The sequence below is a fragment of the Novosphingobium arvoryzae genome, from assembly GCF_014652615.1.
Lineage (GTDB): Bacteria > Pseudomonadota > Alphaproteobacteria > Sphingomonadales > Sphingomonadaceae > Novosphingobium > Novosphingobium arvoryzae.
In genome coordinates this window covers 40,531-65,960 of sequence record NZ_BMZD01000009.1, presented here as the reverse complement: position 1 = coordinate 65,960, position 25,430 = coordinate 40,531, and the positions used below count along the sequence as shown (strand labels likewise).

The window sequence follows — 25,430 nt, the reverse complement described above, 5'->3', positions numbered from 1 at the left end:
GTTACGGACGGCGCGGCGGCAGCGGGAAAAAGCCGGACGTGCGCGCCACGTATTCCGCATAACCGGGGCGGGTCTTCATCAGCCCCTTTTCCAGCAACGGCTTGCCCGACCAGCGCGTCAGGGTGAAGGTCAGGAACAGCGGCCCGATCACGCTGAGCGCGGCGACCGTCCAGCCGGCGTCGGCCGCGGCCAGCCAGATGCCCCACCACGCACAGGTATCGCCAAAGTAATTGGGGTGACGGGTATAGCGCCACAGGCCGGTATCCAGCACCTTGCCCTTGTTCGCCGGATCGGCGCGAAACGCCTTGAGTTGCGCATCGCCGACGGTTTCAAACATCATCCCCACCAGCCATAGCGCCGCGCCCGCCCAGGCCAGCGGGCCGATCGGCGCGGGATCGCCGCTGGCCAGCACGCCCAGCTGCGCGGGCAGGCAGGTCAGGAACAGCAGCACCGCCTGCGGGCCGAACACCACGGTCAGCGCGGCGCGGCCATACCGGCCCTGCTCCTTCGCTTTGCCCAGCATCCGGGCATAGCGCGGGTCCTCCCCGTGGGCGCGCCAGCGGGTGAACAGGTGCAGCCCCAGTCTGAAGCCCCAGATCGCCGCCATACCCGCGATCAGGCCGGCCCGCGCGCCGGGATTGCCCAGCTGCAGCCAGCTGGCGATCGCCAGCACGGCCATCCCCGCACCCCACACGGCGTCGATGAACGACACGTCGCGAATGCGGGCGGCAACCCCGCTCAGCGTCAGCATCATCACCGCGGTAATCGCGGCATTGATCAGAAGTCCGTCAGTCACGGCTGTCCGCTCCCATCAGGGTTTCGAAATCGGTGATCGCGCGGTCCGGATGGCGCGGGGTGGTGTTGCGATAGAATTCGACCACTTTGGCCATGTCGGCGCGGAAATCCCCGGTTGGCCAGATCGCCGGGCCCAGCCCGCCGGTCTTCTTGCCGTAATCCATCATCCCGATCACCAGCGGCACCCCGGCGGCGCGGGCGATATGGTAGAACCCGGTGCGCCACTGCCCCACCGCGCTGCGGGTACCTTCGGGCGCGATCACCAGCATGAACTCTTTCCGGCGTTTGAACTCCGCCGCCATCAGCTCGACCGTGTTGTGCCGGGCCGAACGGTCAATCGGCACGCCCCCCATGTCCAGCATGAAGCGGCGCATCGGCCAGCGAAACAGGCTCTGCTTGCCCATGAAATGAACCTTGATGCCCAGATCGGCGGTCAGCCCCAGCAGGTTCACGAAATCCCAGTTGGACGTATGCGGCGCGGCAATCACCACGCAGCGCCGATCAGCGGGCGGTGCCCCGGTCGCCTTCCAGCCGCGCGTCTTGTAGAACCACAGCATCAGCCGCCGCACGATGCGCGACAGCAAGGCCGGTGGCGGATCCTGGTAGCCGCTGTCCATGCATTCTCCCCGTTCGACGCGAAGCTAGCACGGCTTTGCGCAAATGCGAGGGGGACGAAAGACGGTTATCCCTGAAAACCGGCTCCGCTGGGCCACTGCGGGTGCGCCAGCCCCATGACCTTGAACAGCAGGCCCATCTGTCCTTCGCCGATCAGCCGGTCCTTGGCCGAATGGATCGCGGCGGCGTGCTGCGGGGCGACCTGCGCCAGCGCCTGCGCGCGGGTTTCGATCCCCAGTTCGCGCAGCCAGCGCCCCTGCGGCACGGTGCCGAGCCACTTGCACCCGCGCGACTGGGCAATCGGGGCGAGCGTGGCGAAATCGACATGCGCGGTTAGATCCGCCTCGCCCGGATTGACGAAGGGATCGACTTTCAGGTGCTGCCGCACGGCTTGCAGGGTGGAGCCTTCGCGCAACTGGTCGTGGCCGTAATCGATGAACAGCGCCGCGCCGCCCTGCTCCATCAGCCGCCCCGCCACTTCATAAACCGTGGCCGCCGCGCCGGGGCAGGTTTCGATGATCGTGCCGTCCGCCGCATCGCGCCGCGCTTCGGGAACGGCGGCATCCATCGGCTGCTGCCCGGCCACGCAGATGAACCGCTCTCCCTCTGGCACGACCATCCGCTCGCGCCAGCCCTGCGGCGTCTTGACCAGTTGCCGCACCGGCAGCGCATCGAGGAATTCGTTGGCAACGATCAGCACCGGGCCATAGGCCGGGATCGTCGAGAGGTCATGGTGCCACTGCGCGCCGGGGACGGTTTCCAGCTGGATGTCCTTGAGCGCGGTCGACGCCTCGACGAAGTGGATCGACGGTTCCAGCCCGTATCGCCGCGCGGTGCGCAGCGCGTCCTTGGCCAGCGTGCCCCGCCCCGGCCCCAGTTCGATGTAGTGAACCGGCGTTTCGCGGCCCGCGTTGATCCACATGTCGGCCAGCCACAGCCCGATCAGTTCCCCGAACATCTGGCTGATTTCCGGCGCGGTGACGAAATCGCCCGCGCTGCCCAGCGGATCGCGGCTGGTGTAGTAACGCGCGTTCGCCTCGCCCATGTAGTGCATCAGGCTGATCGGGCCGGTGTTGGCAATCAGCCGCCGGAAAATCGCCGCCAGCGGTTCGGCCGATGCGCCTTCGCTCATTGCGCGGCAGGAGCCGGCGCGCCGCTGCCCAGCGCCGGGCGGACCAGCGCGCGGACGATGAAGAACAGCCCGACCGCCATCAACGGCACTGTCAGCCACTGCCCCATCGACAGCCCGGTCTGCTGCGCGAATTCGCTCAACTGCGCGTCCGGCTCGCGGTAGAATTCAACGAAGAACCGGGCCAGCCCCATGCCGAACGCAAAGGTCGCGGCCAGCAGGCCCGGCCGCCAGCGCGCGCGGGTCTTCCAGAACATCAGCAGCATCACGACGATCAGCAGCGCCCCTTCCAGCGCGGCTTCGTAGAGCTGGCTGGGATGCCGCGCGAGACCGCCGGGCGCATCGGGGAACACCATCGCCCAGGGCACGTCCGGCCCGGCCACGCGGCCCCACAGTTCGCCGTTCACGAAGTTCGCCAGCCGCCCGAACAGCATCCCGAACGGCACGCAGACCGCGATATAATCCATCACCCGCAGGAAGCTCAGCCCGCCCTGCCAGGCCACCCACGCCACCGCCAGCACCGTGCCGATCAGCCCGCCGTGGAAGCTCATCCCCCCGTTCCACAATTGCAGCAGCCGCACCGGATCGGCCCACAGGCTGGGCAGCCCGGTGTCGCCGCCGGTATAGAACGTGGCATAGCCCAGCCGTCCGCCCAGGATGATGCCGACCGTGCACCAGAAGAACAGGTCATCGGCATGGCGCTGCGCCAGTGGCGCGCCGGGGGCCTTGATCATCCGCGACAGGTGCCAGTACCCAAGCAGGATGCCCGCCAGATAGGCCAGCGAATACCACCGCAGCGCAAAGCTGCCGATGGTCAGCGCATTGGGGCTGAGGTTGAGGTCCTGCCAATAGATCGGCGCATCGCTGGCAGCGGCGAGCAGTAGTGACAGCAAGGACGTAACCTCCTAGATCATGAACCATGGCGACGGCGGCACCAACCGCTGCGCCTTCTGGCACAAGCACGCCGGGGAAACAAACCCCGGCACGAGGCGTGAGAGGGGCTCGCCTTGGAAACCATGGGGATAAGGAAGCCGAATGGCTAGCGAACTGGATACTGCCCTCACTTCTGTTCTGGACCGGCTGACCGCACCGGGCGCGCCGCTGGAAACCGTTCCGTTCGAACGGTTTGGCCGCACCCTGCCAATGCTGAAGAACGCGCCGCCCAGCCTGGCGCACTACTTCGCGTTCTTCTGCGCCCAGCATGGCGACACGCCGTTCCTGGTGGACGGCCCCGTGCGGATGAGCTTTGCCGAGGTCTACGGCGCCGCGCGCACCGTAGCGGGCGGGCTGGTGGCCGGGCACGGCGTGCAGCGCGGGGACCGCGTGGGCATTGCCGCGCGCAATTCGATCAACTGGATCATCGCCTACATGGGCACGCTGATGGCGGGCGGCTGCGCCACGCTGCTCAACGGCTGGTGGAGCGGTGAGGAACTGGCCGGCGGCATCGAGCTGGCCGAATGCACGCTGGTGCTGGCCGACGCCCAGCGCGCCGCCCGGCTGAACGGCCTGTCGCACCCCGGCAAGGTGATCGTGTTCGAACACGATGGCGGCTGGCAGCAGGGCCTGGCACCGCTGCTGGCGAATGGCGGCGGCGCGGACACCCCGCTGCCCGAACTGACCGGCGATGACCTTGCCACGATCCTCTACACGTCGGGTTCCACCGGCCAGTCGAAGGGCGCATGGTCCGATCACCGGGGCGTCGTGCAGGGCACGATGAACTATGCCGCGCAGACCCTGATGGTCGCCACCCACCTGACCGACAAGGGCGAAATGCCCACGGCCCAGCCCTGCACGCTGGTCAACGTGCCGCTGTTCCACGTGACCGGCGAAGTGCCGCTGTTCCTGCAAAGCTTCGCCATCGGCCGCAAGCTGGTGCTGATGCCCAAGTGGGACGCGGAAGAGGCGATGCGCCTGATCGAGGCGGAAAAGGTGACCTATTTCGTCGGCGTGCCGCTGATGAGCTTTGAAATCGCCACCCATCCCAACCGCGACAAGTATGACCTGACCAGCTGCGTGTCCTATGCCGCTGGCGGCGCACCGCGCCCGGTCGATCACGTCACCCGCATTCGTGAGGCGCTGCCCCACGCCTTCCCGCTGCTGGGCTATGGCCTGACCGAAACCAACGGCGTCGGCTGCGGCAACTTCAACGAGAACTACCTTGCCAAGCCCGGTTCCACCGGCACCGCGTCCAAGCCGCTGGTCGAGATCGGCATCCTGGACGACGACGGGCGGGAACTGGCCGCCGGGCAGATCGGCGAAGTCTCGATCCGTTCGATCGCCAACTTCCTGGGTTACTGGAACAACCCCAAGGCGACCGCCGAGGCAATCATGCCCGACGGCTATTTCCGCACCGGCGACCTCGGCTACCTCGACGAGGATGGCTATCTGTTCATCGTCGACCGCAAGAAGGACATCATCATCCGCGGCGGCGAGAACATCAGCTGCATCGAAGTCGAACAGGCGATCTATGCCCACCCCGACATTGCCGAGGCCAGCGTGTTCGGCGTGCCGGATGAAAAGTTCGGCGAGTTGCCCACCGGGGTCTATCTGGTGAAGGAAGGCCGCAATCTGTCCGAGGACGATCTGCGCGCGTTCCTGCAGGCCCACATCGCCCCGTTCAAGGTGCCGGTGCGGCTGTGGCAGGAGCACGAAACCCTGCCGCGCCTGGGCACCGAAAAGGTTGACAAGCGGGCCCTGCGCGCGCGTTACCAGCCGGTGTGGGAAAACGAGCAGAAGAGCCGGGCTTGACCGTCAAAGCCATTGCCAACCAGCGCGCGGTGATCGATCGCCGCGCGCTGGCTGATACCATTGCCGATCTGGTCCGCAATGCCGGCCAGCCACCGCGCCAGCAGATCGTGGCATTGCTGCGCACCGCGCTGGCCGATGGCCGCGCCGAAATCGCCCGGCGGCTCACCGCGAAGCCTTCCGCCGGGAACGAATGCGCCGCCGCGCAGGCCTTCCTGATCGACCAGCTGGTCCGCGTGATCCACGACCACGTCGTCACTGCCGTCTACCCTTCCAGCAACCGTTCCACCGGGGAACGGCTGACGGTGATGGCCGTAGGCGGTTATGGCCGGGGCGAGATGGCCCCCCATTCAGACGTCGACATCGCCTTTCTCACCCCCTCCAAGCAGACCGCATGGGGCGAACAGGTGATCGAGGCGATGCTCTATTTCCTGTGGGATCTGGGGCTGAAGGTGGGGCATTCCAGCCGCAGCCTGGACGACATGGTCCGCATGGGCCGCGCCGACCTGACGATCCGCACCGCGATGCTGGAGGGGCGCTACGTCTGGGGCGACCAGCCCCTGTTCGATGAAGCGCAGGCCCGCTTCTTCGCCGAAGTCGTCGCCGGCACCGAACGCCAGTTCGTCGCCGAAAAGCTGGCGGAGCGGAACGACCGGCACAAGCGGCTGGGCGACAGCCGCTATGTCGTCGAACCCAACGTGAAAGAGGGCAAGGGCGGCCTGCGCGACCTGCACACGCTCTACTGGATCGGCAAATACATCCACAAGGTGCGCGACCCCAGCGAGCTGGTCGCGGTCGGACTGCTGACGCCCTCCGAATACCGCGCCTTCCGCAAGGCAGAAGACTTCTTCTGGGCGGTGCGCTGCCACCTGCATACCATCACCAGGCGCGCCGAGGACCGGCTGACCTTCGACCTGCAACGCGAGGTCGCCGCGCGAATGCAATTCGCCGACCGCCCCGGCAAGAGCGCGGTCGAGCGGTTCATGCAGTATTTCTTCCTGCAGGCCAAACGCGTCGGTCACCTGACCGGGGTGTTCCTCGCCCAGCTGGACGACCAGTTCGCCAAGAAGCAGCCCAAGGGCCTGCTCGCGGGCTTTCGCGCCCGGCGGCGGCTGGTGCGCGGCTATCCGGTGTTCGGCGGCAAGATCAACGTGCCGTCCGACAGCTGGTTTGCCGAAGACCCGGTGCGGCTGCTGGAAATCTTCGTGCTGGCCGATACCAACGGGCTTGAGATCCACCCAGAAGCGATGCGCATCGCGGTGCGTGACGCGCGGCTGGTGGACGCGGTGCGCACCGATCCGCGCGCCAACGCGCTGTTCCTGGATCTGCTGACCAGCCGCAGCGATCCCGAAACGGTGCTGCGCTGGCTCAACGAAACCGGGGTGTTCGGGCGGTTCGTGCCCGATTTCGGGCGGGTCAACGCGCAGATGCAGTTCGACATGTACCACCACTACACGGTGGACGAACACACCATCCGCGCGATCGGGCTGATGAACCGGATCGAAAAGGGCGAAATGAAGGCGGATCATCCGCTGGCCTCCGCCATCATTCACAAGGTGGTGAACCGCCGCGCGCTCTACGTCGCGATCCTGCTGCACGACATCGCCAAGGGGCGGCGCGGCGACCATTCCGTGCTGGGCGCGGACGTGGCACTGAAGCTGTGCCCCCGGCTGGGGCTGAGCGAGGAGGAGACCGCGCTGGTCAGCTGGCTGGTGCGCACCCACCTGCTGATGAGCGCCACCGCGTTCAAGCGCGACCTGGCCGATTTCAAGACGATCACCGACTTCGTCGCGCAAGTGCAATCGATCGAACGGCTGCGGCTATTGGCGATGCTGACCATCGTCGATATCCGCGCGGTGGGCCCCGGCGTGTGGAACGGGTGGAAGCGCCAGCTGATTTCCGAACTCTACGAGGCAGCCGAAGGGCAGCTGCGGCTGGGTCACAAGCAGCATGGCCGGGCCGAACGGATCGCCGCCAAGAAAGCCGCCGTGGCCGACCGGCTGGGCGCGCAGGCCGCGCTGGTCGAGCAGACCGGCAAGCTGCTGAGCGATGCCTACTGGATTGCCGAACCGGACGACATCATCGCGCTCAATCTGGTGCAGCTGGATCAGGCCAAGGGTCAGGCGCTGGACGTCCACACCCAGTATTACGCCGCGCGCGGGGCCACGCTGGTCACGGTCATCGCGGCCGACCATCCGGGCCTGTTCTACCGGATCGCGGGCGGCATCCACCTGGCCGGCGGCAACATCATCGACGCGCGCATCCACACTGCGCGCAACGGCATGGCGGTCGACAATTTCCTGGTGCAGGACCCGCTGGGGCGGCCCTTCTCCGAAGACAGCCAGCTCGCCCGGATCAAGACCATGATCGCCGATGCGCTGGCCAACCGGGTCAAGCTGGTGCCGCAGCTCGCGGCCCGCCCGCTCGCCCGCCCGCGCGCCGATGCCTTTGAAGTGCGCCCACGCGTGGAATTCGACAACGCTGCCAGCAACCGCTTCACCGTGGTCGAAGTGAACGCACGGGATCGCCCGGCCCTGCTCAACCGGCTGGCCCGCGCGCTGTTCGAAGCCAAGCTGATGGTCCATTCCGCCCACATCGCCACCTATGGCGAACGCGCGGTCGACAATTTCTATGTCACCGACCTGCTGGGCGAAAAGATCGATTCCCCGCAGCGCCTGAAAGCGGTCGAAAAGCGCCTGCTGGATGCGGCGGGCGAGGAAACCGTGGACGTCGCGGCGGCCTGAACCCGGCCGCCGCGACGCATCGGGATCAACCCAGCAGCACTTCCGCGATCTGCACCGCGTTGAGCGCCGCGCCCTTGCGCAGGTTGTCGCCCACCACGAACAGCGCAAGGCCGCTTTCCGCGGTCGGATCGCGGCGCACGCGGCCGACGAACACCGGGTCCTGCCCGGTCGCTTCCAGCGGGTTCGGCACTTCGCTGATCACGACGCCAGGGGCGGTGGTCAGCAGTTCCAGCGCGCGTTCGGGGCTGAGCGGGCGTTCGAATTCGGCGTTGATCGACAGCGAATGGCCGCTGAACACCGGCACGCGCACGCACGTGCCCGACACCGGCAGGCCCGGAATGTTCAGGATCTTGCGGCTTTCGTCGCGCAGCTTCAGCTCTTCCTCGGTGTAGCCGTCTTCTTCCAGCACGTAGTTCAGCGGCACGACGTTATAGGCCATCGGCACGGCCCACTTTTCGGCCGCCGGAACCACGCCCTCATGCCCGCCCTGCGCCAGCTCGGCCGCGCGGTCGCCCACATGCGCGGACTGGCGGGCAAGGATGTCGATCCCGGCCACGCCCGCGCCCGACACCGCCTGATAGGTGGAGACGACCAGCTTCTTCAGCCCCGCTTCGGCGTGGAGCGGCTTCAGCACCGGCATCGCGGCCATCGTGGTGCAGTTGGGGTTGGCAACGATGCCCTTGGGCAGGTTGTCCAGCGCTTCGGGGTTCACTTCGGCGACCACCAGCGGCACGTCCGGATCGCTGCGCCAGGCCGAGCTGTTGTCAATCACGATGGCGCCGGCAGCAGCAGCCTTGGGCGCCAGCTCGCGCGAGGTCGACCCGCCAGCCGAGAACAACACGATGTCGAGGCCGGAAAAGTCGGCAGTCGCGGCATCTTCCACCACCACGCCGTCCAGTTCCTTGCCCGCCGAACGGGCCGAGGCGAACAGCCGCAGCTTGGCAATCGGGAAATTCCGCTCGGCCAGGATTTCACGAATCATCGAGCCGACCAGACCGGTCGCGCCGACGATCCCGACATTAAGCTGCTGCCCGGGGGCGAAACGTTGCACCATCATTGCTACTCCATGTTGTTGCGGAGCCGCGCGAGGTGTTTCTATCCCGTCTGGAAGAAGCCCCGCGAACTCGCGCGGGGCTGGTTGTCCGGGTGCCTCAGGCCAAGCGCACCACAACAACCGTCCCGCACAAGGCGGCCGGTTTGGTGGTAATAATCTTGGTTGCGGTTGCGAACATGGGGCGGGCCACTAGCCGCCCCTTCGCGCAATGTAAACCGCCTTGAAGCAGCAAACGGCGAAATTTCTTTACGATGCGGCTGCGGCAAACTGGTCGTAAGCTTCAACCGCCTGCGCCGCATACATCAGGCTGGGCCCCGCCCCCATGTAGAGCGCCATGCCCATCGTCTCCATCACTTCGTCCCGCGTGGCGCCGTGCCTCACCGCCGCCTTGGAATGAAACGCAACGCAGCCATCGCACCGGATCGCCACCGAAATCGCCAATGCGATCAGTTCCTTGGTCTTGGTATCCAGCGCCCCGCCAGCGGTGGCCGCCTGGGCCATGGCCGAAAACGCCTTGGTCACTTCGGGCGCACCGAGGCGCACTTCCTTGATCGCGGCGGTCAGTTCCTCCGCCATCGCGGGCCAGTTCTTGTGCATCGGATCAGCCTTTCGGTGCGGTCAACGTTTCGATCTTGCGCGCGACCAGCCAGGACACCGGCAGGGCGACCACGAACCCGATGGCCGCGGCAATCGCGATCGGCTGCCAACCCGGCAGATTCGCCGCCAGCACGGCCGTCACGCCAATGCCCATCAGCGTGGTCGAGACCATCGCGTGCAGCACCCACATCAACCTGTTCATCGTTTCGCCCCTCTTGGCTTTGCAATATCAGGGTTTTCTAATTAAATGGGCAGTGCGTCCTTGATCCGGGTCAAGTCAGGCCCCAAGTTTCAGGGCGAAACGCTTGTTTGCAAAGGTTCTGCGATGTCCGCGCCTGCTGATCCCGCTCTGGTCGTCTGCCCCGCCTGCGGCGCGCCGAACCGCGTGCCGGTGACCCGGCTGACCGCCGCGCCGACCTGCGGCAAGTGCAAGGCCGCGCTGTTCACTGGCCAGCCGCTGGCCGTGAACGCCGCAATGTTCGACCGCCAGATCGGCAAAGGCACGCTGCCGGTTCTGGTCGATTTCTGGGCCGAATGGTGCGGCCCCTGCCGCGCGATGGCCCCGGCCTTTGCGCAGGCCGCGCAGGCGCTGGAACCCCATGCCCGCCTGCTGAAACTGGATACAGAGGCCGTGCCGGAAATCGCCCAGCGCTATCAGATCCGCTCGATCCCCACGCTGATCCTGTTTTCCGGCGGGCGCGAAGTCGCGCGGCAGGCCGGGGCGGTATCGGCCCCGGCGATCGTCAACTGGGTGCGCAGCGTCAGCTAGCCGCGCGCAGCCGCTCCAGCGCGGCATCGCGCCCGATCAGCGGCAGCAGCGCGGCCATGTCCGGGCCATGCTCCCTGCCCGTCAGCGCCAGCCGCAGCGGCAGGAACAGTGCCTTGCCCTTGCGGCCCGTGGCCTCCTTCAAGGCTCCGGTCAGCGCGCGCCAGACTTCGCCGGACCACTCCAGCCCGGCCAGCGTCTCCGCCGCAGTGGCAAGAAACGCGCGATCCTCGTCCTCCAGCGTCGGCACCGCAACCGGCCCGGTCACGACCTGCCACCATTCCGCCGCTTCGCCGATATGCTCCAGGTTCGGGCGGATCGCTTCCCATGCCGCCTCGCCCATCCCATCCGGCAGCAGATGCGCCACCCGCGCGAACGGCAGGCGGTGAACCACGGCGGCGTTGACACGGTGCAGTTCTGCCTCGTCAAACCGCGCGGGCGCGCGGCCGAAGTGGCGCAAGGTAAAGCTGGCGGCGAGTGCTTTGGCATCCAGCGCCGGATCGACCGGATCGGACGTCCCAAGCCGTGCCAGCAACGCGATCACCGCTTCCGGCTCGATCCCGTTTTCGCGCAGCTGCGCCACGCCCAGCGAGCCAAGCCGCTTGGACAGTTTGCCCTCGCTCCCGGTCAGCAGCGCCTCGTGCGCGAACCGCGGCGGGGTGGCCCCCAGCGCGGTGAACATCTGCACTTGCGCGGCGGTATTGGACACATGGTCCTCGCCGCGCAGCACGTCGGTAATCCCCATGTCGATGTCATCGATCGCGGAGGGCAGCATATAGAGCCACGATCCGTCCGCGCGGCGCACGACCGGATCAGACATCATCCGGGCCTCGAACGCCTGCGCCCCGCGAATGCCATCGTCCCATGCAATCGGCTCATCATGGTCCAGCAGGAACCGCCAGTGCGGCGCCTCGCCCGCCGCGGCTTTCGCCGCGTGGTCATCCTCGGTCAGCTTCAGCGCCGCGCGGTCATAGATCGGCGGCAGGCCCCGGCCCAGCAGCACCTTGCGCTTCAGATCCAGTTCCTGCGCGGTTTCATAGCAGCGATAGACCCGCCCCGCCGCGCGCAGCCGTTCGAACTGCGCTTCATACAGCGCGAACCGGGCGGACTGGCGCTCCTCGCCATCGGGCACCAGCCCCAGCCAGGCCAGATCGGCGCGAATGCCGTCCACGTACTCCTCGCGGCTGCGTTCCGCATCGGTGTCGTCGATCCGCAGCATGAACCGCCCACCCGCCTGCTTGGCCAGCAGCCAGTTGTGCAGCGCGGTGCGGATGTTGCCGACGTGCAGGTGTCCGGTGGGCGACGGCGCGAAACGGGTGGTGACTGTCATGGCGCTTCCCCTACGCGCGGCAGGCGCGTGCATCAATCCCGCTTCCCCTTCGGCGCATCGCTCGCTAGCCTGCGCCCCATGATCGATGACAGCCAGTTTGAAGCCGCCTTTGCCGCCGCGAATATTCCGGGAGCCGTGGGCATGATCGTGGACCGCGACGGCGTGCGCTATTCGCGCGCGCTGGGGGTGGCGGATGTGGCCAGCGGTGCGCCGATGGCGGTGGACACGCTGGCGCAGATCGCCTCGATGACCAAGGCGCTGGTTTCGGTGGGGGCGATGCAACTGGTCGAGCAGGGACGGCTGAGCCTTGACGAAGACATCGGCAAAGTGCTGCCCGAACTCGCCAACCCGCAAGTGCTGGAAGGGTTCGGCGCGGATGGCCAGCCGCAGACCCGCCCGGCCAGGCGGCCCGTCACGCTGCGCCACCTGCTGACCCACACGGCGGGCTTCGGCTATTCGTTCATCCACCCCGAAGTGCTGCAGGTCTACGCCGCGCGCGGAATGCCCAAGGCGGGCACGCTCGACACGATCCGCATGCCGCTGATGTTCGATCCGGGCGAGCGCTGGGAATACGGCGTTTCGACCGACTGGGCGGGTCTGGCGATCGAAGCGGTGACGGGTGAACGGCTGAACGATTACCTCACCGCCAACCTGTTCGAACCGCTGGGGATGAAGGACACCGCGTTCCGCCCCGCCCTGCCGGATCACGCGGCCAAGGTGCATATCCGCACGCCCGACGGCGCGCTCAATCCGATCCCGCTCTATATCGGTGGGGGTGAATTCGACGGCGGCGGCGGTGGCGGCACCTCCACCGCGCCGGACTATGCCCGGTTCGTGCGAATGCTGCTGAACGGCGGCGAGCTGGACGGCGCGCGCGTGCTGAAGGCCGAAACCGTGGCCGAAATGGGCCAGAACCACGTTGCCCCGCTGCGCGCGGGTTACATGGGCACCGCGATGCCGGAACTCGCCCAGCCGTATGATACCTTCCCCGATCAGCACACCGGCTGGGGACTGGGCTTCCTGATCAATCCCGAACCCGGTCCGAACGGGCGCAGCGCCGGGAGCATGGCCTGGGCGGGGATCTTCAATTCCTATTACTGGATCGATCCGGTCAAGGGCGTGGGCGGCGTGTTCGTCAGCCAGCTTTCCCCGTTCGGCGATCCGGGCGCGCTCGATTGCTTCGGCGCGCTGGAGCGGATGGCCTACGCCTGACCGGGAGCGACCTGTAAGAATCTACAGGTCGCTGCATGGCGATGGTTGCGGCGCGGATTCATCCGGCTTAGGTTGCCGGTGCACCATGACTGTACGCTTGCACCGCGACCGCCCCGTTCCTTTGAGCGCCACGCTTGGCCACCAGCCGCGTCGCGGCCTGCGCCGGCTGGGCGTGCTGGCAGCACTGGGCCTTGGCGCGCTGGGCATGGGCAGCCTGTTCAGCCAGTCGGACAGCAAGCTGGGGCAGACCCTGGCCGCATCGGCCGTGCTGCCCGCCCGCGCCGCCGTGCCGGAATTCCAGGCCGATTGCCGCGCCGCCCCCGCCCCGCTCCAGCGCCGGATCGAGGAAATCGCCCGCAGCTTTGACGGCAAGGTGGGCATCGCGGTGGTCAAGGCCGGGTGCAAGTGGGAAGTCGGCGCGCGCGCGCACGAATTGTTCCCGCAGCAAAGCGTATCCAAGCTGTGGGTGTCGCTGGCCGTGCTCGACGCGGTGGAGCGCGGAAAGCTCGACTTGCAGCGCGATGTCCTGATCCAGCCTGCCGACCTGACGCTATTCAACCAGCCACTGCGCGGTGAGGTGCTGGAAAAGGGCCGAGCGGTCCGTTCGGTGCACTCGCTGATGTCGGCGGCCCTGTCGCAGTCCGACAATACTGCCAACGACCGGCTGCTGTGGACGGTGGGTGGCCCCAACGTCGTGCGCAAGGTGCTGCGCGACAAGGGCATCAGCGAAATCCGCTTTGGCCCCGGTGAGCGCCTGCTGCAAAGCCAGGTCGCGGGCCTGACCTGGTCGCAGGACATGGCGCTGGGCCGCAATTTCGAACAGGCCCGCGCGCGCCTGCCCAAGGATGTGCGGCAGGCCGCGCTGGACCGTTACGTTGCCGATCCGCTGGACGGCGCCAGCCCGGCCGCGATTGCGCGGGCCATGGCGCGGCTGGCCAGCGGACAGTTGCTGGCACCGGAAACGACCACGGTGATGGTCGACATCCTGTCGCGCACCCGAAGCGGCCCGATGCGGCTGAAGGCGGGCGTCCCCGCCGGCTGGAAGGTCTATCACAAGACCGGCACCGGGCAGGAGCTGGGCAAGGTCACGACCGGATACAACGACGTTGGCATCCTGCAATCGCCCGACGGCGCGTTCTATGGCGTGGCCGTGATGATCGCCCGCACCACCCAGGACTACAAGCCGCGCATGGAAATGATGCAGTCCGTCTCGCGCGCGGTGGCTGAATTCCACGACCAATCGGCTAAGTAACGCCCCCGGCGCATCGGCCCGGCCACTCGCCGTCGGCGGCATTGACCAGCAAAAAGCCCCGCCGGATCACTCCGGCGGGGCCTTTGTTTGTGCGCCTGTCGGCGGCGGTGAAGCTTAGGCTTCGTCGCCGTCCGCGGCTTCGGGGTTCAGGTAGTCGCCCGCGTCGGCGTCGAGGCCGTGGGTTTCACCTTCGACCAGCGCCAGCGGATCGTCACCGATCGCCGCTTCCGGACCCTGCGCCAATTCGGCGGCGTGTTCTTCCGCCGCGCTGTCGGGCGCGATCAGGCTTTCCTGCAGCTTGCGATACGACGCGCGCAGCGCGGCATCGCGGCTGGAAGCGGCCACGCGCAGGCGGTTCATGCCCGCACCGGTACCGGCGGGGATGAGACGGCCGACGATGACGTTTTCCTTCAGACCGATCAGCGAGTCCTTCTTTCCTTCGACCGCCGCCTGCGTCAGCACGCGGGTGGTTTCCTGGAACGAAGCGGCCGAGATGAACGAACGGGTCTGCAGCGAAGCCTTGGTGATGCCCAGCAGCACCGGCTTGCCTTCCGCCGGAGCCTGGCCGGGGGCCAGCTTGGCGTTGACTTCGTTCATTTCCTCCAGGTCGACCTGTTCGCCCGGCAGCAGGGTGGTGTCGCCACCGTTGGTGATCTCGACCTTCTGCAGCATCTGGCGAACGATCACCTCGATGTGCTTGTCGTTGATCTTCACGCCCTGCAAGCGATACACTTCCTGGATCTCCGCCACGAGGTATTCCGCCAGCGCTTCGACGCCCATGACTTCAAGGATGTCATGCGGATCGGGCGAACCGGAAATCAGGTTGTCGCCCTTCTTGACCCAGTCCCCTTCCTGCACGTCGATGACGCGGCTCTTGGGGATCAGGTACTCGATCGGTTCACCCTCTTCCGGAATGATCGCGATCTTGCGCTTGGCCTTGTAGTCGCGAACGAACTCGATCCGGCCGGAAACCTTGGCGATGATCGAATTGTCCTTCGGCTTGCGGGCTTCGAACAGTTCGGCAACGCGCGGCAGACCGCCGGTGATGTCGCGGGTCTTGGCGGCTTCGCGGCTGGCACGGGCAAGGATGTCGCCCGCTTCGACCGCCTGGCCGTCCTCGACCGACAGGGTGGTGCCCGGCGCCAGCATGTAGCGCGCGGCCTCGCCCGATGCATCGTCGAGCAGGGTCAGGCGCGGACGCAGGTCTTCCTTCTTGGCGCGGCCGGTCGACCGGTTTTCCGTCACGACGCGGCTGCTCATGCCGGTCGCTTCGTCGGTCACTTCGGTCAGGGTCTTGCCGTCGATCAGGTCCTGATACTTCACCACGCCCGGCTTTTCGGTGATCACCGGCAGAGTGAACGGGTCCCACTCGGCCAGGCGATCGCCTTCGGCGATGATCGCACCGTCTTCGTGCAGCAGGTGAGTACCATAGGGCACGCGGTGGATCGCGCGTTCACGCCCTTCGGTATCCATCACCACCACTTCGCCGTTGCGGGCGAGGGAGAGGCGGCGGCCACGCTTGTCGACGATGGTCGGGATGTCACGGTACTGGACCGTGCCATCGCACATCGCTTCGAGGTGCGACTGTTCGTTGACCTGCGCCGCACCACCGATGTGGAAGGTACGCATGGTCAGCTGGGTGCCCGGTTCACCGATCGACTGGGCGGCGATGACGCCGACCGCTTCGCCGATGTTGACCGGCGTACCGCGCGCAAGGTCGCGGCCATAGCACGTGCCGCACACGCCCTGCTGGGCTTCGCAGATCAGCGGCGAGCGGATGCGCGCGGCCTGGATGCCGGTGGCCTCGATCGCGGCCACGGCGGCTTCGTCAAGCAGCGTGCCCTTGGCGGCAATGACGTTGCCGTCCTTGTCGGCAATGTCTTCGGCCAGGGTACGGCCCAGGATGCGCTCACCCAGCGAGGCGATGGTCGAACCGCCCTGCACGATCGCGCGCATTTCCAGCGCCCGTTCGGTGCCGCAATCGTCGATCACGACCACGCAGTCCTGCGACACGTCGACCAGACGGCGGGTCAGGTAGCCCGAGTTGGCGGTCTTCAGCGCGGTGTCCGCGAGGCCCTTGCGGGCGCCGTGGGTCGAGTTGAAGTATTCAAGAACGGTCAGACCTTCCTTGAAGTTCGAGATGATCGGGGTCTCGATGATTTCGCCCGAAGGCTTGGCCATCAGCCCGCGCATCCCGGCCAGCTGCTTCATCTGGGTCGGCGAACCACGCGCACCGGAGTGCGACATCATGTAGATCGAGTTGATCGGCTTCTGACGACCCGTTTCCGCGTCGACCGGGCTGGCCTTGATCTCTTCCATCATGGCGTTCGCGACCTGGTCGCCGCAACGGCTCCAGGCGTCGATCACCTTGTTGTACTTTTCCTGCTGGGTGATCAGACCGTCCTGGTACTGCTGTTCGTAGTCAGCCACCAGCGCCTTGGTTTCCTCGACCAGCGCATCCTTGCTGTCGGGGATGATCATGTCGTCCTTGCCGAACGAGATCCCCGCCTTGAACGCGTGGCGGAAGCCCAGCGCCATGATGGCGTCGGCGAACAGCACCGTGTCCTTCTGGCCGGTGTGGCGATAGACCTGGTCGATGACGTCGCCGATTTCCTTCTTGGTCAGCAGGCGGTTGACGACATCGAACGGCACCGTGTGGCTCTTGGGCAGGCATTCGCCGATCAGCATGCGGCCCGGCGTGGTTTCGAACCGCTTCTGATAGGTGTTGCCCTGCTCGTCGGTCTGCGGAACGCGGGCGATGATCTTGGAGTGCAGCGTCACCGCGCCCACTTCCAGCGCCTGGTGCACTTCGGCCATGTCCGAGAACATCATGCCAGCGCCCGGCTCGCCTTCGCGGTCCATCGACAGGTAGTACAGACCCAGCACCATGTCCTGTGACGGCACGATGATCGGCTTGCCGTTTGCGGGGCTGAGGATGTTGTTGGTCGACATCATCAGCACGCGCGCTTCCAGCTGGGCTTCCAGCGAGAGCGGCACGTGGACGGCCATCTGGTCACCGTCGAAGTCGGCGTTGAAGGCCGAGCAGACGAGCGGGTGCAGCTGGATCGCCTTGCCTTCGATCAGCACGGGTTCGAACGCCTGGATGCCCAGACGGTGCAGCGTCGGCGCGCGGTTCAGCATGACCGGGTGTTCGCGGATCACTTCGTCCAGGATGTCCCAGACTTCCTTGCGTTCCTTTTCGACCCACTTCTTGGCCTGCTTCAGGGTCATCGACAGACCCTTGGCGTCGAGGCGCGCGTAGATGAACGGCTTGAACAGTTCGAGCGCCATCTTCTTGGGCAGGCCGCACTGGTGCAGCTTCAGTTCCGGACCGGTCACAATGACCGAACGGCCCGAATAGTCGACGCGCTTGCCGAGCAGGTTCTGGCGGAAGCGGCCCTGCTTGCCCTTGAGCATGTCAGACAGCGACTTCAGCGGACGCTTGTTGGCGCCGGTGATCACGCGGCCGCGGCGGCCGTTGTCGAACAGCGCGTCAACGGCTTCCTGCAGCATGCGCTTTTCGTTGCGGACGATGATGTCCGGCGCGCGCAGCTCGATCAGGCGCTTCAGGCGGTTGTTACGGTTGATGACGCGGCGATACAGGTCGTTGAGGTCCGAAGTCGCGAAGCGGCCACCGTCCAGCGGCACCAGCGGGCGCAGTTCGGGCGGGATGACCGGCACGACATCCAGGATCATCCATTCCGGGCGGTTGCCGGAATCGATGAACGATTCCACCACCTTGAGGCGCTTGATGATCTTCTTCGGCTTCAGTTCCGACTTGGTTTCGGCCAGTTCCTTGAGCAGGTCTTCCTTTTCCTGCACCAGGTCGAGGTTCATCAGCATGTGCTTGACGGCCTCGGCGCCGATCCCGGCCGAGAAGGCGTCTTCGCCATACTCGTCCTGGTATTCGTACAGCTCGTCTTCGGTCAGCAGCTGGTACTTTTCAAGCGGGGTGAGGCCCGGCTCGATCACCACGTAGCTTTCGAAGTAGAGGATGCGTTCCAGCTGCTTCAGCTGCATGTCGAGCAGCAGGCCGATGCGGCTGGGGAGCGACTTCAGGAACCAGATGTGCGCGACCGGCGCGGCCAGTTCGATGTGGCCCATGCGCTCGCGACGGACCTTGGTCACGGTCACTTCGACGCCGCACTTTTCGCAGACGACGCCCTTGTACTTCATGCGCTTGTACTTGCCGCACAGGCACTCGTAGTCCTTCACCGGACCGAAGATGCGGGCGCAGAACAGGCCGTCGCGTTCCGGCTTGAACGTGCGGTAGTTGATCGTTTCCGGCTTCTTGATTTCGCCGAACGACCACGAGCGGATGCGTTCCGGCGAGGCGAGGCCGATCTGGATCTGGTCGAAGGTTTCCGGCTTCGCCATCTGGTTGGTGAACTTGGTAAGATCGTTCATGGTTCAGTCCCTTGAAGGGTGAATATCCTGGGCGGGGTAGCGGCGGGCGACCCGGTGGGGCCGCCCGGCCAGCTTACTCCGCGGCCTCCGCGTAATCGTCGCCATCGTCCTCGTCGGTCAGGCTGGACAGCTCGACGTTGAGGCCGAGGCTGCGCATTTCCTTCACGAGCACGTTGAAGCTTTCCGGAATGCCGGCTTCGAAGGTGTCGTCGCCCTTGACGATCGCTTCGTAGACCTTGGTGCGGCCGACCACGTCGTCCGACTTCACCGTCAGCATTTCCTGCAGCGTATAGGCGGCGCCGTAAGCCTGGAGCGCCCAGACTTCCATTTCCCCGAAGCGCTGGCCACCGAACTGGGCCTTGCCGCCCAGCGGCTGCTGGGTGACGAGGCTGTACGGCCCGATCGAACGCGCGTGGATCTTGTCGTCGACCAGGTGGTGCAGCTTCAGCACGTACTTGTAGCCCACGGTGACCTTGCGGTCGAAAGCTTCACCAGTACGACCGTCGAACAGGGTGACCTGCCCGCTTTCGTCCAGCCCGGCCTTGCGCAGCATCGCCGACACGTCGGCTTCCACGGCGCCGTCGAACACCGGCGAGCCCATCGGCACGCCCGCGCGGACGTGTTCGGCCAGCTCGACCACCTGTTCCGGCGTGCGCGCGGCGATATCGGCGGCGTAGTTTTCGCCATAGATATCGGCCAGCACTTCACGCACCGCTTCGGGCGGAGCGCCCGCTTCGGGGTTCGGATTGGCTTCACGCCACGCATCCAGCGCCGCGCCGACCTTCTTGCCCAGGCCGCGTGCGGCCCAGCCCAGATGGGTTTCGAAGATCTGCCCGACGTTCATGCGCGAAGGCACGCCCAGCGGGTTCAGCACGAAATCGACCGGGGTGCCGTCTTCCAGGAAAGGCATGTCTTCCTGCGGCAGGATGCGGCTGATGATGCCCTTGTTGCCGTGACGGCCGGCCATCTTGTCGCCCGGCTGCAGCTTGCGCTTCACCGCGACGAAGACCTTGACCATCTTCAGCACGCCCGGCGCCAGCTCGTCGCCGCGCTCCAGCTTTTCCTTGCGGTCTTCGAACTTCTCCTGGATCGCCTTGACGGTAGCGTCGTACTGCGCCTTCACCGCTTCCAGCTGACCCTGGACCTTGTCGTCGGCCACGGCGAACTTCCACCATTCGTGCTTCTCGACTTCGGCGAGGTTCTCTTCCGAGATCGTATCGCCCTTCTTGAAGCCCTTCGGGGCGGCCGCTGCGACCTGGCCCACCAGCATGTCGCGCAGGCGGTTGTAGGTCGCACGGTTCAGAATGCCGCGTTCGTCCTCACGGTCCTTGGCGAGGCGTTCGATTTCCTCGTTCTGGATCGCGCGGGTACGGTCATCGATTTCGATACCGTGACGGTTGAACACGCGCACGTCGACGATCGTGCCCGACACGCCCGGCGGCAGGCGCAGCGAAGTGTCGCGCACGTCGCTGGCCTTTTCACCGAAGATCGCGCGCAGCAGCTTTTCTTCCGGGGTCATCGGCGATTCACCCTTCGGGGTGATCTTGCCGACCAGGATGTCGCCCGGATGCACTTCCGCGCCGATGTAGACGATGCCCGCCTCGTCGAGGTTGCGCAGGGCTTCCTCGCCGACGTTGGGGATGTCGCGGGTGATGTCTTCCGGCCCCAGCTTGGTGTCGCGGGCCATGACTTCGAATTCCTCGATGTGGATCGAGGTGAACACGTCGTCCTTGACGATACGTTCGCTGATCAGGATCGAGTCTTCGTAGTTGTAGCCGTTCCAGGGCATGAACGCGACGAGCACGTTGCGGCCCAGCGCCAGTTCGCCCAGCTCGGTCGAGGGACCGTCGGCCAGGATGTCACCGGCTTCGACCAGGTCGCCCACCTTCACCAGCGGACGCTGGTTGATGCAGGTCGACTGGTTGGAACGCTGGAACTTCTGCAGGGTGTAGATGTCCACGCCCGACTGCCCGGCTTCGATGTCCCCGCTGGCGCGGATCACGATACGGGTCGCGTCGACCTGGTCGACGATCCCGCTGCGCAGGGCCGAAATCGCGGCGCCCGAATCGCGCGCCACGGTTTCTTCCATGCCGGTGCCGACGAACGGCGCTTCGGCGCGCACCAGCGGCACGGCCTGACGCTGCATGTTCGAGCCCATCAGCGCGCGGTTGGCGTCGTCGTTTTCCAGGAACGGAATGAGCGAAGCGGCGACCGAGACCAACTGCTTGGGCGAAACGTCCATCAGCGTGACGGTGGCGCGCGGGGCCATCACGAATTCGCCGGCTTCACGGGCCGAGACGAGTTCTTCCACGAAGCTGCCGTCGGCGTTCAGTTCGGCCGAAGCCTGCGCCACGGTGTGCTTCGATTCTTCCATCGCCGACAGATAGACGACCTCGCCGGTCACCTTGCCGTCGATCACCTTGCGGTACGGGGTTTCAATGAAGCCGTACTTGTTGACGCGGGCGAAAGTCGACAGCGAGTTGATCAGACCGATGTTCGGGCCTTCCGGCGTTTCAATCGGGCAGATGCGGCCATAGTGGGTCGGGTGAACGTCGCGGACTTCGAAGCCCGCGCGCTCACGGGTCAGACCGCCCGGCCCAAGTGCCGAAACGCGGCGCTTGTGGGTCACTTCCGACAGCGGGTTGGTCTGGTCCATGAACTGCGACAGCTGCGACGAGCCGAAGAATTCACGCACCGCGGCCACCGCCGGCTTGGCGTTGATCAGGTCGTTCGGCATGACGGTCGACACGTCGACGCTGCTCATGCGTTCCTTGACCGCGCGTTCCATGCGCAGCAGGCCGACGCGGTACTGGTTTTCCAGCAGTTCGCCGACCGAACGGACGCGGCGGTTGCCGAGGTTGTCGATGTCGTCGACTTCGCCCTTGCCGTCCTTCAGGTTCACCAGTTCCTTGACGACCGCGAGGATGTCCTCGGTGCGCAGGGTGGTGACGGTGTCTTCGCATTCCAGCGCCAGGCGCATGTTCAGCTTCACGCGGCCCACCGCCGACAGGTCATAGCGATCCGGATCGAAGAACAGGCCGTCGAACAGCGCTTCGGCGGTTTCGCGCGTCGGCGGTTCGCCAGGGCGCATGACGCGGTAGATGTCGGCCAGCGCGTGGTCGCGGTCCGGAGCCTTGTCGGCCTTCAGGGTGTTGCGGATCCACGGACCGGTGTTGACGTGATCGATGTCGAGCAGTTCGATCTGGTCGATCCCGGCCTTGTCCAGCGCGTCGAGGTTTTCCGGCGTCACTTCGTCGCCAGCCTCGATGTAGATGCGGCCGGTCGATTCATTGATCAGGTCGCGCGCGGAATAGCGACCGAAGATTTCCTCGGTCGGGATCAGCAGTTCGGCCAGGCCATCCTTTTCCGCCTTGTTCGCGGCGCGCGGGCTGATCTTGGTGCCGGCGGCGAAGATCACTTCGCCCGACTTGGCATCGACGATGTCGAACGTCGGCTTCTGGCCGCGCCACTGTTCGGCGACATAGGGCAGGCACCAGCCGCCCGAACCGCGCTTCCAGGTGACGGTCTGGTAGAAGTGGCCCAGGATCTGTTCGTCATCGAGGCCCAGCGCGTGCAGCAGCGCGGTGACCGGCAGCTTGCGCTTGCGGTCGATACGGACGTTGACGATGTCCTTGGCATCGAATTCGAAGTCCAGCCACGAGCCGCGATAGGGAATCACGCGCGCGGCGAACAGGTACTTGCCCGACGAGTGGGTCTTGCCCCGGTCATGGTCGAACAGGACGCCCGGCGAACGGTGCATCTGCGAAACGATGACGCGCTCGGTCCCGTTGATGAAGAACGTGCCGTTCTCCGTCATCAGGGGCATGTCGCCCATGTAGACGTCCTGCTCCTTGATATCGAGCACGGAGCGGGTTTCGGTTTCGGCGTCCACTTCGAACACGATCAGGCGCAGCGTGACCTTCATCGGCGCGGCATAGGTGATCCCGCGCTGGCGGCATTCCGTCACGTCGTACTTGGGGTCTTCCAGCTCGTAGTGAACGAAGTCCAGTTCGCTGGTGCCGGCGAAGTCGCGCACCGGGAAGACCGAGCGCAGGGTCTTTTCCAGGCCGGAGACATAGCCGGTCGACGGATCGGAGCGCAGGAACTGCTCATACGATTCGCGCTGAACCTCGATGAGGTTCGGCATCTTCACCACTTCGTGGATGTCGCCAAAGATCTTGCGGATGCGCTTCTTCGTGGAAGCGCGGCCACCCGCCTTGACCGGAGTGAGAGCATTGCTCGCCATGAGGGTATTGCCTCTTCGCTATGTGCCGGAAAACCGGCGGAAAATATCGTTGCCACACGCAGGGATGGCACCAGCAAACGCGAAAAGGCCGCACGGCAAATGGCACCCCACAGGGTAGCCGCTGCCAGCAGCCTTCGCGTCAGTTGGATACCCGGATCGCTTCCTTCCCGGCACGGCCCCTGCGCATGGACCGCACTTGCTCGAAGCGCCGAGCGAAGGGCGCCTATAGGCGAGCGCCCCGGCCCTGTCAAACCGCGCCCCACCCGGCAGGCTAGCGTGCACTTTCTGCAAAACGATCAGCACGATATCGTTTTTCAATATTATTGATTGACGATAAGCCCGACTCGGATTATTGAATATCGATATTGAAGACATCGGAGAACGATTAATGACCCATTCCCGCAGCCCCATCGCCCTGGTTCTGGCCGCCGCCGCAGTTCTTGCGCTGTGGGTGCCGACCCTGACGCCCGCCGCCCTGAACCTGTCCCGCCCGGCCCCCGCGGCGGTGCTGGTCGCCCCGCTCGCCTGAACCGCCCCCTCGGAAGGAGCCTGAAGCCATGACCGCCTCTCCCCGCGACCCCCTGCTGACCGCCGCGCGCATCCTGATCGTGATCGCCATGGTCCTTGCCATCATTGTCGGCACACTGATGGTTGTGCTGCTGCCCGTCATGATTGTCGGGCAGGAAGCGATTCTCAAGGAACTCGCCGCCGAAACCGGCAAGACGCTCGACTGGCAGACCACCGCCGCCATCCAGGCGATCCTGATCCTGGTCGCGATCATGGCCAGCATCGCCTATCACTGGCTGCGCGATCTGCGCCGCGTGATCGACAGCGTTGGCATGGGCGATCCCTTTGCCCCCGAAAACGCCGACCGCCTCGCCCACATGGGCTGGCTGACGGTGGCCATCGGGGCGCTGTCCATCCCGGTTGGCGGCATCGGCCAGTGGCTCGCCGCAACGGTCAAGGATGCAACGTCCGATTTCGGCCTCTCGCTGGGCGGAGTGCTTTTGGCCCTGGTGCTGTTCATCCTGGCCCGCGTGTTCCGCGAAGGCGCGCGGATGCGCTCTGACCTGGAAGGGACCGTGTGATGCCGATTTCCGTCAAGCTCGACGAGCTGCTCTACCAGCGCCGCATGACGCTGACCGAACTGGCGGAAAAGGTGGACATCACCCTCGCCAACCTTTCAATCCTCAAGACCGGCAAGGCCAAGGCCGTGCGCTTTTCGACCCTTGAGGCGATCTGCCGCGAACTGGATTGCCAGCCGGGCGATCTGCTGGGTTACGACGCCGAATAAGCGCGAACCAGCCACGTCAACAGGGCGGTGCCTTCACAGCGAAGGCGCCGCCCTTTGCGTTTGGAAATCGGGAAAATCAGCGCGAAGCGGTGCGACGGACGCTGGAGGCTTCGGTCTGGTAGCCGTCATAGACGACGCGGGCGATAGTGGCGATGCGGGCGTCGCGCTGGGGCTTGCCGCCCTGCCCGGTGGCATAGACCGCAATGGCAATCGCGCGGCCATCCGGGGTCTGGATGATCCCGACATCGCTGGACGTGTTGAACAGCGTGCCGGTCTTGTGCGCGATGTCTGCTCCGGCGGGCAGCTGCGCGCGCAGGCGCCGCTTGCCGGTGACGGTGCGGCCCATCGCACCCAGCAGCACATTGCGGCTCTGCGGGCTGAGCCACTGGCCCTGATATAGCCCGCCCAGCAGTTCCACCATGGCCAGCGGGGTGGCGCTGTCGCGCTGGTCGATCGTCGTGGCGGGATTGTGTTCGCCATCATCGCGCACCAGCGTGGCGATGTCGCGGTCCATCCGCATGCCCGAAATCCCGGCCTTGCGCAGCCAGCGATTGACCGCCTGCGGACCTCCGACCACGGCCAGTAGGGCATCGGTGGCGGGGTTGTCGCTGCGAGTGATCGCCAGTTCGATCAGCCCGTGGGCCGAAATCATCGCACCGGGCCGGACCGGCGCGACGGTGGAGGAAAACTTGCGCGATCCTTGCGGGATCATCAGCGGGAAGCGGTCGGTCAGCTTCCAGCGGCCCTGATCGACGCCGTCAAGGAACGTGGCGACCACCGCGATCTTGCTGGTGCTGGCCATGGGAAACGGTTGATCCCCCAGCACCGAGACGGTCCGCCCGGTCGCGAGGTCAAGCGCGGCCACGCCGATCCGCCCGCGCTCCGCGCTGGCAAGGCCGGCCAACTGCGCTTCCAGTCCGCCCGGATAGACGTTTGGCGCGGGCATGGCGGGGACGAAGGGCTGCGTGGGGGCGGGAACGTCGCGCGGCGCGCGCGGCTGGCTGCCCAGCACCCGGTCGAAATCCAGCTCAAGCGCATCGCCGTTCGCCCGCGCGGCCGCGGGCACGGCCAGCGCACCGGCAAATGCCAGCCCGGTTATCAGCTTGGAGATCAGACCCGTTTTCACAAGCTATGCATTAACCCTGATATGTTTGCGATTTGTCTAACGCCGCCGAGTCCCCGCTCAATCCGCCGCGCGACGAACCGCCCCGCCGGTGCGGGCAACGGAATAACCTTGGTTAACC

At 66.0% G+C, this 25,430-nt stretch carries 19 protein-coding genes; 8 read left to right on the top strand and 11 right to left on the bottom strand.

Annotated features, from left to right (window positions below; translation table 11 throughout):
* Position 1: 1 nt before the first annotated feature.
* The 4 genes from IE113_RS14490 to lgt all read right to left on the bottom strand — a co-directional run bounded on the left by IE113_RS14490 (position 2) and on the right by lgt (position 3,432).
* Positions 2-796 (bottom strand): DUF1295 domain-containing protein, encoded by a 795-nt coding sequence (locus IE113_RS14490; protein WP_229822536.1) that lies wholly within the window; start codon positions 794-796, stop codon positions 2-4.
* Positions 789-1,412, bottom strand: a complete 624-nt coding sequence (locus IE113_RS14485) for a lysophospholipid acyltransferase family protein (protein WP_189542741.1) — start codon at positions 1,410-1,412, stop codon at positions 789-791. The genes IE113_RS14490 and IE113_RS14485 overlap by 8 nt, the downstream gene beginning before the upstream one ends.
* A gap of 65 nt (positions 1,413-1,477) precedes the next feature.
* Positions 1,478-2,542, bottom strand: coding sequence for a class I SAM-dependent methyltransferase (locus IE113_RS14480; protein WP_189542739.1), 1,065 nt, complete (start codon positions 2,540-2,542; stop codon positions 1,478-1,480).
* Positions 2,539-3,432 (bottom strand): prolipoprotein diacylglyceryl transferase, encoded by an 894-nt coding sequence (gene lgt / locus IE113_RS14475; RefSeq protein ID WP_189542737.1) that lies wholly within the window; start codon positions 3,430-3,432, stop codon positions 2,539-2,541. Before lgt ends, IE113_RS14480 begins: the two co-directional genes overlap by 4 nt.
* Before the next feature lie 142 nt (positions 3,433-3,574).
* On the opposite strand from lgt, the gene IE113_RS14470 reads away from it, so the two are divergent.
* Positions 3,575-5,287 carry a class I adenylate-forming enzyme family protein gene (locus IE113_RS14470; protein ID WP_189542736.1) on the top strand — a complete coding sequence of 571 codons (1,713 nt, stop codon included), beginning with the start codon at positions 3,575-3,577 and terminating at the stop codon, positions 5,285-5,287.
* The gene (locus tag IE113_RS14465) at positions 5,284-8,028 is read left to right on the top strand and encodes a [protein-PII] uridylyltransferase (protein WP_189542734.1); all 2,745 of its coding nucleotides are present in this window, start codon (positions 5,284-5,286) and stop codon (positions 8,026-8,028) included. Before IE113_RS14470 ends, IE113_RS14465 begins: the two co-directional genes overlap by 4 nt.
* Positions 8,029-8,053: 25 nt before the next feature.
* Here IE113_RS14465 and IE113_RS14460 read toward each other — a convergent pair whose 3' ends face one another.
* The 3 genes from IE113_RS14460 to IE113_RS14450 all read right to left on the bottom strand — a co-directional run bounded on the left by IE113_RS14460 (position 8,054) and on the right by IE113_RS14450 (position 9,881).
* Positions 8,054-9,082 carry an aspartate-semialdehyde dehydrogenase gene (locus IE113_RS14460; protein WP_189542732.1) on the bottom strand — a complete coding sequence of 343 codons (1,029 nt, stop codon included), beginning with the start codon at positions 9,080-9,082 and terminating at the stop codon, positions 8,054-8,056.
* Positions 9,083-9,328: 246 nt separating this feature from the next.
* Positions 9,329-9,679, bottom strand: a complete 351-nt coding sequence (locus IE113_RS14455) for a carboxymuconolactone decarboxylase family protein (protein WP_189542729.1) — start codon at positions 9,677-9,679, stop codon at positions 9,329-9,331.
* 4 nt (positions 9,680-9,683) lie between these two features.
* Positions 9,684-9,881: a hypothetical protein gene (locus tag IE113_RS14450; protein WP_189542727.1), complete on the bottom strand. Its 198-nt coding sequence runs from the start codon at positions 9,879-9,881 to the stop codon at positions 9,684-9,686.
* A 123-nt stretch (positions 9,882-10,004) separates the two neighbouring features.
* Here IE113_RS14450 and trxC point away from each other — a divergent pair, with 123 nt between their 5' ends.
* Entirely contained in the window at positions 10,005-10,448 is a 444-nt protein-coding gene (gene trxC / locus IE113_RS14445) for a thioredoxin TrxC (RefSeq protein WP_189542726.1), read from the top strand.
* Here trxC and gltX read toward each other — a convergent pair.
* Positions 10,441-11,775: a glutamate--tRNA ligase gene (gene gltX, locus IE113_RS14440; RefSeq protein WP_189542724.1), complete on the bottom strand. Its 1,335-nt coding sequence runs from the start codon at positions 11,773-11,775 to the stop codon at positions 10,441-10,443. The two genes, trxC and gltX, sit on opposite strands and share 8 nt — an antisense overlap.
* Before the next feature lie 78 nt (positions 11,776-11,853).
* On the opposite strand from gltX, the gene IE113_RS14435 reads away from it, so the two are divergent.
* Together IE113_RS14435 and IE113_RS14430 are read left to right on the top strand one after the other, a co-directional pair.
* Positions 11,854-12,987: a serine hydrolase domain-containing protein gene (locus IE113_RS14435; RefSeq protein ID WP_189542722.1), complete on the top strand. Its 1,134-nt coding sequence runs from the start codon at positions 11,854-11,856 to the stop codon at positions 12,985-12,987.
* A 121-nt stretch (positions 12,988-13,108) separates the two neighbouring features.
* Positions 13,109-14,239 (top strand): serine hydrolase, encoded by a 1,131-nt coding sequence (locus tag IE113_RS14430; protein WP_189542720.1) that lies wholly within the window; start codon positions 13,109-13,111, stop codon positions 14,237-14,239.
* Positions 14,240-14,353: 114 nt separating this feature from the next.
* Here the strand turns inward: IE113_RS14430 and rpoC are convergent, their stop codons facing one another.
* Together rpoC and rpoB are read right to left on the bottom strand one after the other, a co-directional pair.
* A complete protein-coding gene (rpoC, locus tag IE113_RS14425; protein ID WP_189542719.1) occupies positions 14,354-18,646 on the bottom strand; it encodes a DNA-directed RNA polymerase subunit beta' in 4,293 nt (1,430 codons plus the stop codon).
* 73 nt (positions 18,647-18,719) lie between these two features.
* Positions 18,720-22,892 (bottom strand): DNA-directed RNA polymerase subunit beta, encoded by a 4,173-nt coding sequence (rpoB, locus tag IE113_RS14420; protein ID WP_189542717.1) that lies wholly within the window; start codon positions 22,890-22,892, stop codon positions 18,720-18,722.
* 388 nt (positions 22,893-23,280) lie between these two features.
* Between rpoB and IE113_RS14415 the strand changes: the two genes are divergently transcribed.
* From IE113_RS14415 to IE113_RS14405, 3 genes are read left to right on the top strand one after another with little or no spacing between them, the layout of a single operon-like run.
* Positions 23,281-23,421 carry a hypothetical protein gene (locus IE113_RS14415; protein ID WP_189542715.1) on the top strand — a complete coding sequence of 47 codons (141 nt, stop codon included), beginning with the start codon at positions 23,281-23,283 and terminating at the stop codon, positions 23,419-23,421.
* A 28-nt stretch (positions 23,422-23,449) separates the two neighbouring features.
* Positions 23,450-23,980 (top strand): DUF2975 domain-containing protein, encoded by a 531-nt coding sequence (locus IE113_RS14410; protein WP_189542713.1) that lies wholly within the window; start codon positions 23,450-23,452, stop codon positions 23,978-23,980.
* Positions 23,980-24,186 (top strand): helix-turn-helix domain-containing protein, encoded by a 207-nt coding sequence (locus IE113_RS14405; RefSeq protein ID WP_189542711.1) that lies wholly within the window; start codon positions 23,980-23,982, stop codon positions 24,184-24,186. The genes IE113_RS14410 and IE113_RS14405 overlap by 1 nt, the downstream gene beginning before the upstream one ends.
* 76 nt (positions 24,187-24,262) lie before the next feature.
* On the opposite strand, the gene bla is transcribed toward IE113_RS14405, so the two are convergent.
* Complete coding sequence (gene bla, locus IE113_RS14400; RefSeq protein ID WP_229822533.1) at positions 24,263-25,312, bottom strand: class A beta-lactamase; 1,050 nt, start codon at positions 25,310-25,312, stop codon at positions 24,263-24,265.
* Positions 25,313-25,430: the final 118 nt, after the last annotated feature.